The 16,864-nt window shown below is 54.6% G+C and carries 10 protein-coding genes; all 10 read right to left on the bottom strand.

Annotated features, from left to right (window positions below; translation table 11 throughout):
• Positions 1-73 precede the first annotated feature (73 nt).
• A complete protein-coding gene (locus tag B9A24_RS11425) occupies positions 74-1,546 on the bottom strand; it encodes a L,D-transpeptidase family protein (protein ID WP_084445851.1) in 1,473 nt (490 codons plus the stop codon).
• Positions 1,547-1,891: 345 nt separating this feature from the next.
• Complete coding sequence (locus B9A24_RS11420) at positions 1,892-3,337, bottom strand: hypothetical protein (protein ID WP_084445848.1); 1,446 nt, start codon at positions 3,335-3,337, stop codon at positions 1,892-1,894.
• A 228-nt stretch (positions 3,338-3,565) separates the two neighbouring features.
• Entirely contained in the window at positions 3,566-6,766 is a 3,201-nt protein-coding gene (locus tag B9A24_RS11415; RefSeq protein WP_084445846.1) for a T9SS-dependent M36 family metallopeptidase, read from the bottom strand.
• Between the two features lie 330 nt (positions 6,767-7,096).
• Positions 7,097-10,270, bottom strand: a complete 3,174-nt coding sequence (locus B9A24_RS11410; protein WP_084445843.1) for a T9SS-dependent M36 family metallopeptidase — start codon at positions 10,268-10,270, stop codon at positions 7,097-7,099.
• Between the two features lie 364 nt (positions 10,271-10,634).
• On the bottom strand, positions 10,635-11,051 hold the full coding sequence (locus B9A24_RS11405; RefSeq protein WP_084445840.1) for a hypothetical protein: 417 nt from the start codon (positions 11,049-11,051) through the stop codon (positions 10,635-10,637).
• Positions 11,052-11,233: 182 nt separating this feature from the next.
• On the bottom strand, positions 11,234-13,267 hold the full coding sequence (gene uvrB, locus B9A24_RS11400; protein WP_084445837.1) for an excinuclease ABC subunit UvrB: 2,034 nt from the start codon (positions 13,265-13,267) through the stop codon (positions 11,234-11,236).
• Between the two features lie 166 nt (positions 13,268-13,433).
• Positions 13,434-13,778 carry a DUF6970 domain-containing protein gene (locus tag B9A24_RS11395; RefSeq protein ID WP_084445834.1) on the bottom strand — a complete coding sequence of 115 codons (345 nt, stop codon included), beginning with the start codon at positions 13,776-13,778 and terminating at the stop codon, positions 13,434-13,436.
• Positions 13,779-13,838: 60 nt separating this feature from the next.
• Positions 13,839-14,429: a hypothetical protein gene (locus B9A24_RS11390; RefSeq protein WP_143434909.1), complete on the bottom strand. Its 591-nt coding sequence runs from the start codon at positions 14,427-14,429 to the stop codon at positions 13,839-13,841.
• Positions 14,430-14,530: 101 nt separating this feature from the next.
• Positions 14,531-16,165 carry a hypothetical protein gene (locus B9A24_RS21675; RefSeq protein WP_143434908.1) on the bottom strand — a complete coding sequence of 545 codons (1,635 nt, stop codon included), beginning with the start codon at positions 16,163-16,165 and terminating at the stop codon, positions 14,531-14,533.
• Positions 16,146-16,835, bottom strand: a complete 690-nt coding sequence (locus tag B9A24_RS11375; RefSeq protein WP_084445822.1) for an RNA polymerase sigma factor — start codon at positions 16,833-16,835, stop codon at positions 16,146-16,148. The genes B9A24_RS21675 and B9A24_RS11375 overlap by 20 nt, the downstream gene beginning before the upstream one ends.
• Positions 16,836-16,864: the final 29 nt, after the last annotated feature.

The following is a 16,864-nucleotide window of genomic DNA, read 5'->3' as shown; positions in this document are numbered from 1 at the left end:
CAAAAAGTCCCCCAGCAGTGCTGCTGGGGGGCTTTTTCCTTTCCATCCACAATCCTGCAAGTGCCAGGCTTCTCTAGTGGATAGCCGCTGTAACCCCGTCTTCACTGGCAGCGCGGTCCCACGCTTCGGTCAATACCTCGTCGAGGCCGTAGATGTCGGGGAGCTGACGCAGCTTGCTCCCATCGGCGTCGCAGGTTTGATAGCGGATTATCAGCGGCACGGAAGCGTACAGACCAAACGACCTGGTTTCTCCTTCGTTAAGGCTGTCGCTCATTTTTTCCATCCGATTACTATTGTTCTCGGCCTTGCCGGCATCGCGCTGCACCAGAAAGCGAGCCAGAGCCCACGCATGCTGCACCCGGATGCAGCCGTGGCTCAACGCACGGGTGCTGGCCTCAAACAGCTCCCGATTGGGTGTGTCGTGCAGGTATACTTCGTACGGGTTCGGAAAGCGGAATACCACGTTTCCCAACGCATTGCGTGAGGAGGGCGCCTGCCGAATCTGATATGGAAACTCAGCAGGCGTCACTGTTTTCCAATTCACCCGCGCGGCATTCACCCGTTCACCCGCTTGGTTGTACAATCTGAAGTTCCGGGAGCTCAGGTAGCGAGGATCGCGCTTCAACCTCGGCAGAATCTCTTTGGTGGCAATGCTATGCGGCATACGCCATTCGGGCGCGGTCTGCAAAAAATTGACCGTGCTGTATAGCTCAGGCGTTGGAGTGGCCGCCTTGCCCACCACCACCCGGTGGCTGCGCACCACCTGCGGCCCCCGCACCACCTGTAAGCTGTAGGCCGGAATATTAACGACCAGATAAATAGAATCGGCGCGGGGCTCCCAGCGCAGCCGCTCCAGGTTAAGAGCTACGGGCAGCGACATTTTACGGGCCGCCACCGTATCCGATTTCAACAAGCTTTGCCATGCCCAAAGCAGTCGTACATAGCTCCGGCTAGTGGGCTGCGCCAGTAGTATATGCTGCTCTAAATCATTGCTTTGCAGCGCCTGACTAACGTGAATAGCGGCGTTGATAATTTCACTCTCCGTCACCTGCGCCGGCCGAATCGTGCTGCCCGGTATCCGGCCGTGGCTCAGGTGCTGAGAAAACCGGATAAGCGCAGCCGAAAGGTGAGTTTCGACCGCCAGGCGTTGCTGGAGCTGCATTGGCGTTGTGTGCAGCGAATCAAGCAGGTTACGTAGGTAGACAGTCTCATAATCAGCGGGTTTGAGCCCGTACCGTTGGGCCTGCGACAACAGGGTAAGCGCTGCCTGCGCGTTCTCGGTCGGGCCCGCTTCAGTGGTCCAGACGGGCCTGAAATTGACTAACGTATATAACAGCTGTACCTGCTCCTGGATGCCGGCGGTCGCGGACGACATATTGGGGGCGTATAGCTGCCGGAGCTGAACCGCGACATCGGTCGTTGTCTGCTTGTTGCCTGTCGGCAGTTCAGCGTCCTCGGCATCGCTGATGACCTGGGCATTTAAAACAGGGCTTTTACACAGCAATAGCAAAGCAACAACATACGGGAAGCGCAGGCGAAGAAACATGATGAAAAGAGGTAAATAGCATTATCAGTATTTAACTATTAAATATGATTTTACCTAAAAGTACCACAATGTCAGCCCCTATACTGGTCTTTTCTTTCAACGCCGCTTTCAGCTACATGAACGCGGTAATTTGCTTTACCAACCGTGATTGTCACTTAGGCATAAGGCCCGCTGATGTTGAGCTTAAAAGCGTGCGCGTCACCTTCTTCAATATAGTCGATGTACCAAATTGTTGCTATAAGCGAAGGGCCAGGGAGCAATAAATTCGTACACAGGGGCGGCGGTAAAATGACCAGCCTGCCATGCTTTATTCCTGCCTTCACAGCACAGCCGTACGGATGCGGCTCATTGGTAATAGAGCTTTTTACCTTTAGTCACGCCCCAGAGTTCCAGCAGCTGCGCGTTATTATCGGATTGCAGCGGATCGGTTATTTTTTCCCAGGCCATCACGGTACAATCGCTAGTGAGATGCACTATCGGCTCGGATGCCTGGGCCAGCTGCTGCAAGGCTGCCCGCTCACACTGGTTGTTATCAGTCATCCTGAGTTTATCAGCATTCATAAAGATGGCTCCAAACAGCACTAGTCCACCCATGTACCAACGGCGGGGCCGCCCCGGTAAGTGCTGCAACAGATAATAAGTGGAAGCGCCGTAGAAATACATCAGGCCCAGAATAATGGGCAGAATAGAGTCGCGGCGCAGGATGAGGGGCCGATAGCTGCGGTAGCCCCCAAGCGGCAGCAACAGAATATAGATCAGGGTGAAAAGGCCCAGCAGCTGCAGAATCCGCAGCAACCGGCTACTCGCGGCACTGGGGGGCAAAAAGCGGCGAATAAGTTGGGCGTTGACCAAGCCAATCAGTACAAGCAACGGAAAGCCAAGCTTACCGGTCAGCTGGCGGAATATGCCCTGCGGCACCAGTTTATACCGCTCCCACAGGGGCAGCGTGGCGGTTAGATTCTCGGAGTTGTTGCGGCCAATGTAAAGCGAGTACAGGCACAGCATAACGAATAGCCCCAAGAGCAGCACCGCAACAAGCGGCACCTGTTTCGCTTGGCGCAGCCACCAACCTGGATACGACCGCACCTGGGCTGTCGGCCATTGCCGCTTTATCCAGTACAGACCGATGCTCACCCCCAGCACCAGCACCGCGCCCGTCACGATAGGGCCGTTGAAGGCCAGCACCACCATGAGCGCTGCAATAAGAGGCAGCGCAACCCACGATAACCGGAGGGGCTGCCGGCCGTAAGCGGCTCGGTAAAAAGGCAGCAGCAGCACGAGCAGCAAGGCCAACGGGAAAGCATAAAAAAACGTGTACGTAATTGAATGATCGATTACGCCCATCTGCCCATTATAGCCAGCCGTCTGAAACAGCGGCACCAGCAGCGCCGCGGGCAGCCACAGCCGCCGATCGGTAAGGCGCTGCGCGCCGGTGCAATACACAGCCAGCAGGTACAACAATAGCGCTTGCACAGCCGTCTTGAACAGCGCACAGGCCATATATACGCTGCTGATAGGATTGGTGAAGCGCTGAAGCCACAACGGAACCGACTTGAAATAGCCCACCATAGCTGCATGGGCAAAATACCGGTTGGGACCCGCATAAACCTCGTTTTTGGCTAGTACCGCCCACCCAAATGGATCTTGCAGCACCTGGCTATACCAGAAGCTCGGCAGCACGATGGGGGCCAAATCGCCCTCCAACGGGAGCTGATAATTCTGGATGTACGAGTATCCTAAATCAAATAAAACGAATAGGGCGCAGAGCCACACGACGTACCGTTTGTTCATGCAAAGGGAGTAAAAGCAGCGGCCATACGCCGGGGAAAGCAGGCTACGAGAAACCTGTTGTTCTGAAGATGCGTCAAAGGTAAGCTGCCGGCGTAACGTGCGGCGTAGTCGGACAGAACAAAAAAAGCCCCCAGAAGCACATCTGGGGGGCTTTTTGTTTGCTAATCTCTAAAGGAGGACCATAAGTATGCACGGCCAACCTTTTTTCGCTACTGGCTGCTTACCGGGCTAGTCCTGCAAGACGATGCGGGTAAACTTGTTCTGCTGGCCGGAAGTCAGGCGAACCATGTAGATGCCGGCAGCCAGGCGGCCTTTGGTAAACTTAAAGGAGAAGTTTTCACCAGCCCGGCCGATTCCCTCAGCTACTACACCCACTACGGTTCCCTGCATGTTCATTACCTCCAGGCGGTAGTTGCCAGTCTGCGTGAGGGTAAAGTCAAGCCAGGTTTGCGAGCTTGTGGGGTTAGGAGTAGCTGTCAGGGTCAGCACCTCTTCGGCAGCTACTTTCTCCTCGGCTACCAAGCCGGCGGCGGAGGTTTGCTGGCATTCGCCCAGCGAGTCGCCGTGCTTCAAATGGTCTGCTACGGTAGCTGTAGTGACGCACGTTGGCCGGCCGTTATGGCACACCAACACTTTATTGTTCCGAATGAAGACAAAGCCACAGCGTACATCAACAACCGCAACTTTTTTGATAACCGTTCGGGAACAGCCTTCCTTATTAACGCTGGTTAAGGTAAGCTCGTATGTACCCGCGGCTTTAGGAGTGAATACTGGATTGGGAATCGTGAGGTCGCTCAGGCCGGGAACAAACCCCCAGGTATACACGAAAGTAGGGTCACCGCTCGCTTGTAGCTGAATACTCTGCGGACCATAGCCCAGATAAATCGTGCTCTGGCCCTCCTCAACGAAGGTGTCGCCAATAGCAGTTGCCGTAATAACGGGAGCAGAACAGGCGTATACGGGGGGCAAATCGAAGGCTTGAACCTGATCGATGCGGCTAGTGCTTAAGCCCTGCTTGGCACTGAAACCCAAACCACGCTTAGCAAAAGCCCTCCAGATCAGTTCCTGGTTAGCTCCGCCATTATTCTGAACGTCGGCCAGAAGGATAGCATCCCGGCCATCAACGAAGCCAGGGCTGCAAACTTGCAGCTTCAACCCGTCGATGACCAGTTGCATTGCCATGTTGTTGCCGCCTGTGCCGTTGTACAGGTCTGCATCATACCCATACTTATTAATCAGCTCCCAGGTCATATCCCAGAGCATCGTAGACCACACAAAGCCTATACCATGCGGCTGGCTGATAGTAGCCGTGTTGTTGGTAGCGGCATAGGTGAAGTTATTCACGCCGAAGTCGGTGCTATAAGGTGCGGGGCGAATACCCAGGCCGGTAGTTGGCTGCCCCTTGACGTACGTACCAATACCGCGTACTTTGCTGCCCGTGTCGCCGGGCTTTATGGTCATCATCAGGCCGAACCAGTCGCTCCAGCCCTCACCCATCTGCTCTGCGTTATTAAGGCAGGTAACGTTTGCAGGGCCACCCGTGAGGCGGGTGGAGATACCATGGCCGTATTCGTGTGCGATGATGCCATTGTCGAAGTCGCCGTCGAATTCAGGACCAGCTCCATCATTCTTGAGAGCTACCGTTACTTCCGTCTGAGCATCCAGCAGGCTGCGAATACCAGCCCCATCGGCCTGGCTGATCATGACCGCCGGAATAACGATGGCGGGCTGCGGTACCGTTGGGGTGCCACCCATGGCGATGGGCGCACCAGGGGCATTATTGATGACGACCACGGCAATAGCACCCGCAATCTGCGCGTTCTGCACTTTATCGGCAAAGCCGCAAGTACCACGATATACTACGGCGATATTGCCATTGATGGCAGCGGCGTTGGTGAACGCGCCGCAGCCTTCCTCGCTCCGGCCGGTCGGTGTCGTGACGGGGGCCATAGTCAGCACGAGCTTACCGGTTACGGGCGTAGACGTTAGAGGCCGGCTGAAAACGGCTTCTATGGCCTGGTACGCACCAGCCAACGTGGAGGGCGACGTGACGCGGAACAGGTTCCGGTCGGGAATACCTTTCCACAGATACATCTGCATCCGGGGCAAAGAGCCATCGGGAGGCGTACCGAAGTTGGCGTTGTCGCGCTGCGGACCTTGGGACGATGTGACTCGGGCATCCTGGGCTTCGGCTCGTACGAAGTCGTTGCCTAAACCACCCTTACCGAAGTTATCGAACTGGAAGTTGCCGCTAACTTCATCAAACCCATACTGATACCACATGTCGTGGATCACGTTGTTCCAGTAGAACAGGTTGGTAATAGCCGCGTCCTTGTATGTATCGGGCTGCTTGGTGAAGTCAATTGGAAAATCGAACTTCCGATCCGAACCACCATCGGGGCTGTAGTTGGGAACCGCGAAATTATTGGCAGGGGTTGGGAAGGGGTTCGTGCCGTTGGGGTCCTCGTAGGCATACACATTGTTGCCACGGGTGGTGGTCATGTCGCCAACCGGCGTATAGTGCCAGCCTCTGGGCGAAGCCGACTTATCGGCCGCATCCGTGCCGACAAATACGCGTGGACCATGCGTGGGGCTTTCCGTCGTGAGCGGGTAGACGTTGTAGTAGTTGGCAGTAGGTTCTGCCATGGTCGTCGCGAAGTTGAACGACTTAGGAGCTGCTGGTGCCGCTGCTTTGTGGGCATAGGTAGCATAGCTGTCGCTCATGGGCACACCGCCGGGGCCGTCATTATCGAACTCGCAGTGTACTACCAGGTTGTCTTTTTCCAAAAACTCGCCCGTGGCGGCATCTACCCGAATAACCCACCAGTTCTGGGCGTCGAGCTCATCAATGGTAACTTCCCAGGCCAGCCGCAGACTGCCATCGGCCATGGGTTGATACACCAGCTTGGCCGGAATCGGCTCCAGTGAAATGCCGCCGGTGGAGAACAGTACCTCCTGATTCTTGTTATTGGTTTTCTTCTGAACCGATAGTGACTGCCGCACCGAAAGGTTCAGGTGATTGGCGGCGGCGGCTACGGCAGCCTCCGCGCTAAGCCCTGCCTTACTGGCTTTTACTTTTTTGCTCGCCTCCGTCACAAATTGGTTGCTCACGCTCACGACCTCGTTGTCGCTGCTCATATTAAGCGTAGTAATGGCATTGTGAATCTCGATGCCTTGGTGCATCTGCTGCAAATACAGGTGCTTAATGCCGCTCTTCTTGGATAGCGTCTGACTGCTGAGCATTACCTCAGCCAAGTCATTGTCGGATAGCTTCAACGCTTGCTTATTCTTCTTCAGGTGCTCAAGCGCGGCTTGCGGAACCAGTTTCTGGTCCGCATTCAGCTTATCCTGGCCGAAGGAGACGTAGCCGCCAAATAACATAGCTGCCACCAACGCTGGGCGAGCTAAGTAGGGTAAAAGTTTCTGCATGTTGTAGAGTTATAATAGTAGGTCGATTGTGTTTTTGAAAGTAGTGAGATTAGTATGTCGTTTATAATATTTACTTTACTTAACCAAAATTATATACATTTAATAATTTTAATAATTCAAAAATATCACCTATACAATTCATTAAAGCAATGTGTTACTATGAATTATTATATAAAATAAATTGCGAACAGAATTCATTCCACAAGCTCAACAGTTCAGTTGAACATAACTATAACAATAACTAATTGCATCCACTACAACCAAAAAGCCCCCCAGCCGCGTGGCTGGGGGGCTTTTTGTGAAGCGAAGCACTAGTGGTTGTTCACCCGTCTAGTCCTGCAGAACTACGCGGGTGAACTTGCTCTGCTTGCCCGAAGTCAAGCGAACCATGTACACACCGGTAGCCAAACGACCTTTGCTGAACTCATGCGAGATGCGCTGACCAGCTTCGCCCTTACCCTGGGCTACTACTGACATTACTGCACCCTGCATATTCATCACCTCCAGGCGATAAGCACCACTTTCAGCCAGCGTAAAGGCCAGCGTGGTATTCGCGTTGGTTGGGTTAGGTGAAGCCGTCAGGCCGTCAGTGGCAAGTGCATCAGCAGCGGTGAGGCTGGCGTCTGCAGCTTTGGCTTTCGGACCGCAGGTGCCCAGGGTAGCTCCCCCATCCTTGCGGGTCAGCAGTTCCTTGGCATCGGCGGCATCTACGCACATCTCGTTGCCTTTAAAGCAAACCTGCACTTTATTGCCCCGGTTGCCGCACACTACGTTTACTACTTTGATTGTAATCGTAGCCGTCTTGGTGCACTGGTCCTCGTTTACGGCCTTCACCGTGAAGGTATACGTACCGGCTGCGGTAGGCGTGAACACCGGGTTAGCAATGGTTAGGTCGCTCAGACCTGCGGCGGGGCTCCAGGTGTATTTGTTCGTGGCATCGCCTGTAGCCCGCAACATTACGTTCTGCGGACCATAGCCTAAGTAAACTACTTTAGCATCACCACCAGTGAACACATCAGAAGTGGCTACTGCCGCAACGGTAAGCGGGGTGGTGCAGAGGTACATTGGAGGCAGGTCGAATGCTTCAACCTGGTCGGTGCGGCTGGTGCTCAAGCCTTGCTTAGCGCTGAAACCTAAGCCACGCTTGGCAAATGCTTTCCAGATCAGCTCCTGGTTGGCACCGCCATAATTAATCCGGTCGGCCAGCAGGATGGCATCACGACCGTCCACGAAGCCAGGGGTGCAAACCTGCAGCTTCAAGCCATCCATCACCAATTGCATGGCCATGTTGTTACCGCCTTTTCCGAAGTACAGGTCAGCGTCGTAGCCATACTTATCAACCAACGCCCAGGTCATATCCCAGATCATGGTAGCCCACACAAAACCAATGCCGTGGGGCTGTGATATGGCCGTGTTATTGGTGGCCGCGTAGGTGAAGTTGTTCACGGTAAAATCGGTGCTGTAAGGAGCCGGACGGATTCCGCGTGCCGTGGTGGGCTGCCCCGAAGCATAAGTACCAATACCTCTCACTTTCGTGCCGATGTCGCCAGGCTTTGTGGTCATCATCAATCCAAACCAGTCGCTCCAGCCCTCACCCATCTGCTCGGCATTACTCAGGCAGTTTACGATGTTTGGACCACCCGTCAAGCGGTTGGAGATGCCGTGGCCGACCTCGTGAGCGATGATGCCGTTATCAAAGTCGCCGTCAAGCTCAGGACCTGAGCCATCATTTTTGAGAGAAACAGTAACGTCCGTTTTAGCATCCAGCACATCGCGGATAAGCTTACCTTCTGCCTGACCAATCATGACGGCCGGAATGATGATGGCGGGCGTACCGGGGGCGGGAGCACCACCCATGGCGATGGGAGCGCCGGGGGCATTATTGATGACAACTACGGCAATAGCACCGGCTATCTGCGCATTCTGCACTTTATTGGCGAAGCCGCAGGTGCCGCGATATACAACCGCTATGTTCCCGGCGATATCAGCAGCATTCGTAAACATGCTGCAGCCTTCCTGGCTCACGCCAGTAGCTGTAGCAGCTACCACCAGCTTGCCCGCCACCGGCACGGGAGTCAGCTTTCTGCTGAAGGTAGCTTCCAGAGCTGGGTAAGCGCCAACAAGGGGAGATGGAGCAGTTACCTTGAACAGCTCCTTATCCGGGATGCCGTTCCACAGGTACATCTGCATACGGGGCAAAGAGCCGTCCGCAGGAGTGCCGAAGTTAGCGTTATTACGCTGGGGGCCAGTAGACGACGTAACGCGGGCATCCTGGGCTTCGGCTCTTACGAAGTCGTTACCGAGGCCGCCTTTGCCGAAATTGTCGAACTGGAAGTTACCGCTGGCTTCATCAAAGCCATACTGGTACCACATATCATGGATGATATTGCTCCAGTAGAATAGGTTGGTCGTAGCCGCATCAACGTACGTATCAGGCTGCTTGGTAAAGTCAACGGGGAAATCAAACTTCAGATTCGGACCACCGTCCGGGCTGTAGTTAAGAACCGTGTAGTTGTTAGTAGCGTTCGGGAACGGATTCAGGCCATTAGGGTCCTCGTAGGCATACACGTTGTTGCCGCGCGTGGTGGTCTTGATGCCCTGAGGAGTATGATGCCAGCCTTTAGGCGAGGCGGTTCTGTCGGCCGCGTCCGTGTTGATAAATACGCGTGGACCGTGGCTGGGGCTTTCCGTTACAATCGGATATACATTGTAAAAATTGGCAGCGGGAGCCTCCGTTACGGCCGTCGCAAAGTTGAACGACTTCGCCTCAGCCTGTTTGTGGTTGTAGCTGTCACCGATGTGTACTCCGTTAGGACCATCGTTGTCGAACTCGCAGTGTACCACCAGGTTGTCCTTGTCCAGGAACTCGCCCGTGGCGGCGTCTACCCGGATGTTCCACCAGTTCAGAGCATCTAGCTCATAGATGGTTACTTCCCAGGCCAGGCGCAGGCTGCCATCCTCCATGGGCTGATATACCAGTCGAGCTGGAATGGGCTCCAGAGAAACGCCCCCCGTCGACAACAATACGGCCTCATCTTGGCCTTCGCCTTTCTGCTGTACCGTTAAGGGCTGCTTTACGCCCGTGCTCAGGTGCTTGGCGGCGGCGGCAACGGCAGCTTCTGCCGTCATTTTCGAGCCTTTGGCTTTTACCTTTTTGCTGACGCCCTTCTCAAAGCGGTTGCCCATGTTCACAACCTCACCATCGCTGGTCATGCTCATAGTCGTCAGGGCGTTGTGAATCTCAATGCCCTGATACTGCTGCTGCAGGTAGAGGTGCTTTACCCCACTTTTCTTTGATTCGCTTTCGCTGCTTAAGGCGATGTCAGCAATGTCGGCATCTTCGAGACCAAGCTTCTGCTTGTTCTTCTTCAGGTGCTCAATAGCAGCTTGGGGGACAGGTTTTTTACCAGAGTTTCCTTTGCCCTGGCTGAAGGAGGTAAAACCTCCCATTAGCAGAATAGCCACAAGGACTAAGCGAGCTAATAGCGGTAAGAGTTTCTTCATATAAAACTATTAAGTGAGTTAAGAGAAGTTTCTTAAAATTATAGCTTTTTATATACGCATCTTCATACCAGCATATGAATGACATAATTATGTACATTTTAAAAATATAATAATGATATTATAAGCCCGTACATAGCCCATAAATGGTGGATTTCTGCAGAAATGTTATAAACAAGAAAAAAAGCATTGGTATACAGTCACAGTATTAAAACCTTAGAATAATTAACCTTTTCAAAGATTAAATTTCATTAATGTAAAAGCAAAAAAGCTCCTCAGCACAATTTGCTAAGGAGCTTTTTACAGATGTAAACCAGTGCTTAACGGCTAACTTTCAGGAAGCTAGTTACTTAGACTGGTAGATAGTTTAGGGTAGTTGGCGCAGCCATGCCGCAGCCGATGATTCACTTTCAAAGAGGCGATACGTCATGGCGGCTTCCCGGGCCTCTCCCATCATCTGGCTTACCGACAGCCGCGCAAACACGTCCTCCGGGATAAGCACAGCGCCATACACCTGACTGCCGTCGGCGGTGCGGGTTATCCAGTAATCAACAATCCAAAGGCGCTCTTCCTCGGTGAATGGCGACATCAGGCGCTGGTCGCCTAGTAGCTTGCACCACCCGCGTCGGTGTAGCAGCTGGCTGGTATGGGTCAGGAAGGATTGTAAGTCGTCAAGCTTACGAGGCCCCGCATTGTACATCACGTAGGCGTACCCATCGGGATGCTCCAGTACTCGACCGACCGGGTTTTCAAAGTAGATGCGCAGCTCGGTAGCGATTACCATAGAAACAACTCGTTAAACTCCTCTGTAATCAGGCAGACTGGCCATTTTCAGCGAAAAACATCAATTTTCTGGCCTGAATCTATAGTCGAGATTGTGCAAAATTGAAAAAAGCCCCCCAGCGAACCATCTGGGGGGCTTTTTTACAGAAATAAACTTGAATGGAAGCGCTATATAGCTTATGGCTAATCCCGCTTCGTCTTGAGCAGCTGGCGCAGCTGGGCCAGCTCGTCGCGGTATTTGGCGGCTTGCAGGAAGTCGAGATCCTTGGCCGCGCCTTCCATCTGCTTCTCGGTCTTTTTGATGACTTTTTCCAGCTCGTCACGCTTCATCAGGGCAATAACGGGTTCGGCGGCCAGGGTGAGCGTATCGGCATCCGGGCCGGCATAGATGGCGGGCTCCAGGCGGCGCTTATCCGAGAGCGAGGTCTGGCCCATGATTTCGTCGTGCGACTTGCGCACGGTCTGGGGCGTGATGCCGTGCTTCTCGTTGTAGGCTACCTGCACGGCGCGGCGGCGGTTCGTTTCGTCGATGGCGCGCTGCATGGAGCCCGTGATGCGGTCGGCGTACATAATTACCTTGCCCTTGTCATTGCGGGCGGCGCGGCCCATGGTCTGAATCAGGCTGCGCTGGTCGCGCAGGAAGCCTTCCTTATCGGCATCCAGAATGGCTACCAGACTTACCTCGGGCAAGTCCAGACCCTCGCGCAGCAGGTTTACCCCGATGAGCACATCAATCACGCCCAAACGCAGCTGCCGCAGAATCTCCACCCGGTCCAGGGTTTTCACGTCGGAATGCACGTAGCTCGACTTGATACCCAAGCGCTCCATATACTTTTGCAGCTCCTCGGCCATACGCTTGGTGAGGGTGGTGACGAGTATTCGGTCGCCCATCTTCACGCGGTTGTCCACTTCGTCCAGCAAATCATCGATCTGGTTGGCGCTGGGGCGAATGTCGATTTCGGGGTCGAGCAGGCCGGTAGGGCGAATAATCTGCTCGATGATAACACCCCCGCTGGTTTCCAGCTCATAGTCGGAGGGCGTAGCCGACACGAAAATGGCCTGGCGGTACATGCTCTCGAACTCGTTGAAGGTCAAGGGCCTGTTATCCATGGCCGAGGGCAGACGGAAGCCGTACTCCACCAGGGCCGTTTTGCGGCTCCGGTCGCCGCCCCACATGGCCCGGACCTGGGGAATGGTGGCGTGGCTCTCGTCGATGACCATCAGGTAGTCCTGGGGAAAGTAGTCGAGCAGGCAGAAAGGGCGCGAGCCGGGCGTACGACCGTCGAAGTAGCGCGAGTAGTTCTCGATGCCCGAGCAGTAGCCCAGCTCCCGAATCATTTCCAGGTCGAACTCCGTGCGCTCGGTGATGCGCTTGGCTTCCTGGTCGCGGCCCTCCTTCACGAAGTAACCTTGCTGCGCCATCATATCAAACTGAATCTCCTTGATGGCCTGGTGCAACGTGTCTTTGCCCGTCACGAAGAGGTTGGCCGGATATAAAGTTACGCTCTCCTCGTCGGCCAGCTTCTTGCCGCTGTCCGGGTCGATGCGGTGAATGGCTTCGATTTCGTCGCCAAAAAAGAACAGGCGATAGGCAAAGTCGGCGTAGGCTGGGAAGATGTCCACCGTGTCGCCCTTCACCCGGAAGGTGCCACGCGTAAACTCCACCTCCGTGCGCGAGTACAGAATCTGCACGAACTGGTAGAGCAGTTTATTGCGCGAGTAGCGCAGGCCGGGGGCCATGTAAATGACGTTTTTGCTGAACTCCTCCGGGTTGCCAATACCGTAAATGCACGAAACCGAAGCTACTACAATCACGTCGCGCCGCCCGCTGAGCAGCGTGGAGGTGCAGTGCAGGCGCAGCTTCTCGATTTCCTCATTGATAGCGAGGTCTTTCTCGATAAAAACGTCGGTGCTGGCAATGTAGGCCTCGGGCTGGTAGTAGTCGTAGTAGCTGATGTAGTACTCGACGGCATTGTTGGGGAAAAACGCTCTGAATTCGCCGTAGAGCTGGGCGGCCAAGGTTTTGTTGTGGCAAAGCACCAGCGTCGGCTTGCCGGTTTGGGCTACCACGTTGGCCACGGTAAAGGTTTTGCCGGTGCCGGTGGCTCCGAGCAGTACCTGGGCTGGCTCCCCGCTCTCGACGCCGGCCACCAGTTGGGCAATGGCTTTGGGCTGGTCGCCGGTGGGCCGGAACTCGGAAGTAAGTTTGTATTCCATGCAAAGCAAGATAGCCAGAAATGATAGCCCATGATAACTACGCAGCGCGAGCAGAGGTTTCCGGGGAATGAAAAAAGCCCAACTAAATCAGTCGGGCTTTTGTGGATGCTGGGGGGCAAATTACGGAAGAAACAGGCGCACAGCCCCGCCGGCTAATGCATAAACCTTAGCGCCGGTCGTCCCACACGAGGCGAGGGTTAGTAGCCTGCGTGGCAAAATTGGGGCATAGGCCGTCGCCCCGCCCTGTGATGCCGCCACTGGGCGCGCACAGCACGTCGCCACAGGCACTGTAGAGATAGTTAAACTGATCGCAGCAGTCGCTGGAAACCAAGTACACGGTCTGGCCTTGAAACTGATATTCAGTTATTTCGGCGGCGGGGTTTTGCTTGGGTTTGGACAGAATCTCCGCTATTTTGGTATCAATAAAGTCGGGGCAAGCAGCATTTTCATCTTCGCACTGGAAGGCACTGAGCAGGCTCGTAAGGAGCAGAAGCGTGAAAAGGCGTTTCATAGGAAAATTTATTTGAGTGCTGCTATCTACCTATCTGGTTTGGGAAGCAAAGAGCACCATCTACCTGGGCCCTAACGTCCAAACCCCGTCAAAAAAATAAATAATGGTGTTATCTCTATCATTAATATACGCCGTTGGATACTCGGCATCCTTCGGTTTCACATGCCACGCCAGCACGCTTTTAGGCTGGGTTTCGCCCCCTCGAAGCGTAAAATACCCTAATTCGGCAGTCAGGCATTTATCCTTAAAGTCTTTGGCTTTATAAAAGCTTGAGTTTTGTTCGTATTTGATGAATTCTGTGAAAAATGCTGACCTCACTTGCGCTAATGATGAGACGGGCTTTGGGTCAACGGTGGTGGTAAGCAGCTCGCCAGAGAGAAAGGTAAACTTACCGTCTTTGAAAGCATAAATTATTCCACCCGTTAGAAAAGGTAAGCCATTCCCAAACTGAGCCGCAGATACGTGCACGTAGTGGTTCGTTCTGCCATTCAGATCTAGGTCTTCTTCGATAAAGCGGGTAAAGCGCAGGTTACTTAGGTCAATGCCATTTTGCTGAAAGAGCCGCACGGCTATTGCCTGCTCCGCCTTTGCTATGGCGTGCGCATCGGGAGAAGTAGCAACTTGCTTTATACAGCCCTTGCCATCGGCCACTACATCGTCCAGGTCCGTTTTGGCGCAAGCGCACAAGCTCACGAGGGTCAGCAGTATATAGTACTGAAATTTCATAGTAAAATTTGTTAAGATGCTTCTTGTTAGCGAACTGCGGCGGCTTTTTGCCCCCCAAACTCTACGCTGGCCTCCAGACCGACAGAATACGGCCGGGAGCGCTTGAAAAAAGAACCGCCCGGATTTTGATTAAGCGTATTCAGGCCTGCTTCCGCTACGGGCCCCAGGGATAAGCTCCATGAAGCGGCGGCAGGCGCATACCGCACGCCCCCACCCCCGCGCACCGAGGTCAGCACCTTGCGGTAAGGCGAATCGGAGGTAGAGAGCGTGTAGGCGCGGGTGGAAGAGGCGCTATCAGCTATTTCCGTACGGCTCTTAAGGAGCAGGTTCACAGCGGCTCCCACTTTCGCATACACCGACCAGCCCGTCTTGGCCAAGCCGTACCGCATGGCTACCGGCACACCTACCGTGCGGTAACTAAACTCAGTTTTGCGTTGGCCTACATACGATTGGGCTGAGACGGAACGAGCGGCAAAGGCTGAAGTATTATCATTAAATGCAACCGAGGTTTTAGAAGTAGCGCGCTGCTGCGCTGTTTCTATTCCAGTTGCCAGGGTCAGACGATTGGTTACAGGATAAGCCGCCGCTAAAGCAATGCGTTGCGCGGGACCAGCCTGGAGGTTGTCGCGATATTCAGTTGCCCCATTCTGGTAAGTACCTTGGTAAAAATCGGCGGAGGAAGGTACATTATTATTGGGGTTGGCACCTAAGGCATTCCTAAGACCACCGCTGCTAAAATCAATGTTCGGATTGTAAGAGCTGGCCGCATAAGCTCCACTCAGGCGCCATTTGCTCCGTGTCCGGTCGGGTTTTTCCTTTTCCGTAGCTTCCTGGGGGGCATTTATTGCCGCTTGGGCTAACATCCCAGCTGACACCGGAAGAGTCTCCGCTGACAGGGTTTCGGGGCGACGAAATGCGGCTGCCACCGCACTTCGGTCAGCAGCCGCAGATACTGGTCGTGCGGTTAGCCAATTTGCCCCCCGCTCATTTTGCAAACCTCCTATGCTTGGTACCGATGGCGCAAAGGCAGAACCATAGGCACCATTTCCTGCTTGGCGCTCAGTAGCAGTTAGTGAACTACCAGTAACACTTGAGCCTGTGCTAGTGCTGTTTGCGGCTAAGCTGCTACCCGACTCCGGCCGCGCCATTCCCACGGCCGATTTAGCGGCCCGCAACAGGGTGCTTGCTACATCAGCCGCTGCTGATTGCGCCGTGGCCGCCTGAGTTGCCGAAGCTATGGCGGCTGGATTTGGTTGCTGGGTAACTGCTGCCACATCAGTAGATGTGGTAGTGCCGTTGCGCGACTGACTATTGGTGGCGGCGCTGCTACTTGGTGTGCTTAGCGGCGTCTCAGCAGTTGCCTCGGGGCGAGTAGTGGCCGCTATTTCAGTACTGGGGGGCAAATGTGTGGCATTATGGAGCAACAGCCAGCTGCCGCAGCCCAGCACCAGCAGGGCGCAGGCTGCCGCAACCCAACGGTGCAGCAGCAGGCGCCGCCGATACGTGTCGTTTTGCCGAACCAGCAGCTCGTGGTCGAGCTGCTCCCAGACGTGCTGACGAGGCGCTACTTCTGCCTCGCCTAGCTTCTGTCGGAACAAGTGCTCCAGGTCCCCAGTGGGCCGAGGCTCGTGGGGCGTATGATTATTTGCGGAAGATGCCATTGCTGCGATGAGCGTCGAGGCGCTCTAATTTAGTTTTCAAGATGACCCGCGCCCGGGAGTACTGCGATTTGCTGGTGCCTTCGGAAATACCCAGCAGCTCGCCAATTTCCTTGTGACCATAGCCTTCGATGGCGAACAGGTTGAACACTATACGGTAGCGCGGGGCCAGCTCCTGCACCAGCGTCAGCAATTCCTCGAAGGCATAGTTGGAAAGCGTAAACTCTTCTCCTGCTAGATCCTCGGGGTATTCGCCCTCGCTCATGGCCACCAGCCCGCTATTGCGGCGGTGCTGGCGCAGGGCGGCGTTTATCATGATGCGCCGAATCCAGAACTCTAGAGGACATTCGCGGCGAAATTTGCTGAGGTTGGTGAACACCGTCACAAAGCCTTCCTGCAACACATCTTCCGCCTCAAAAGTGGTCTGGGCGTAGCGCAGGCATACGGCCATCATGCGAGCCGCAAACCGATCATATAGATGCTTCTGCATCAGGCGGCTTCCGGCCAGGCAACCATCAATGATTTCGGCTTCGGTGAGCTGAGATGGGTGCACGAGCGAGCGAACGGGAGCAGGCGGGGACGAAGCGGCAGCAACTGAAGCCGAAGAATTGCCCCCCGCAAGCAGACTACGCAGCCCTGCACTACCCACCATCGCAGACGACAAGGCGCTCATCGATTGGGGTGGCCGCCGGGGCCGTTGTG

This window comes from Hymenobacter roseosalivarius DSM 11622, from assembly GCF_900176135.1.
Lineage (GTDB): Bacteria > Bacteroidota > Bacteroidia > Cytophagales > Hymenobacteraceae > Hymenobacter > Hymenobacter roseosalivarius.
The sequence above is the reverse complement of the archived record's forward strand: the minus strand, read 5'-3'. Positions and strand labels throughout refer to the sequence as shown.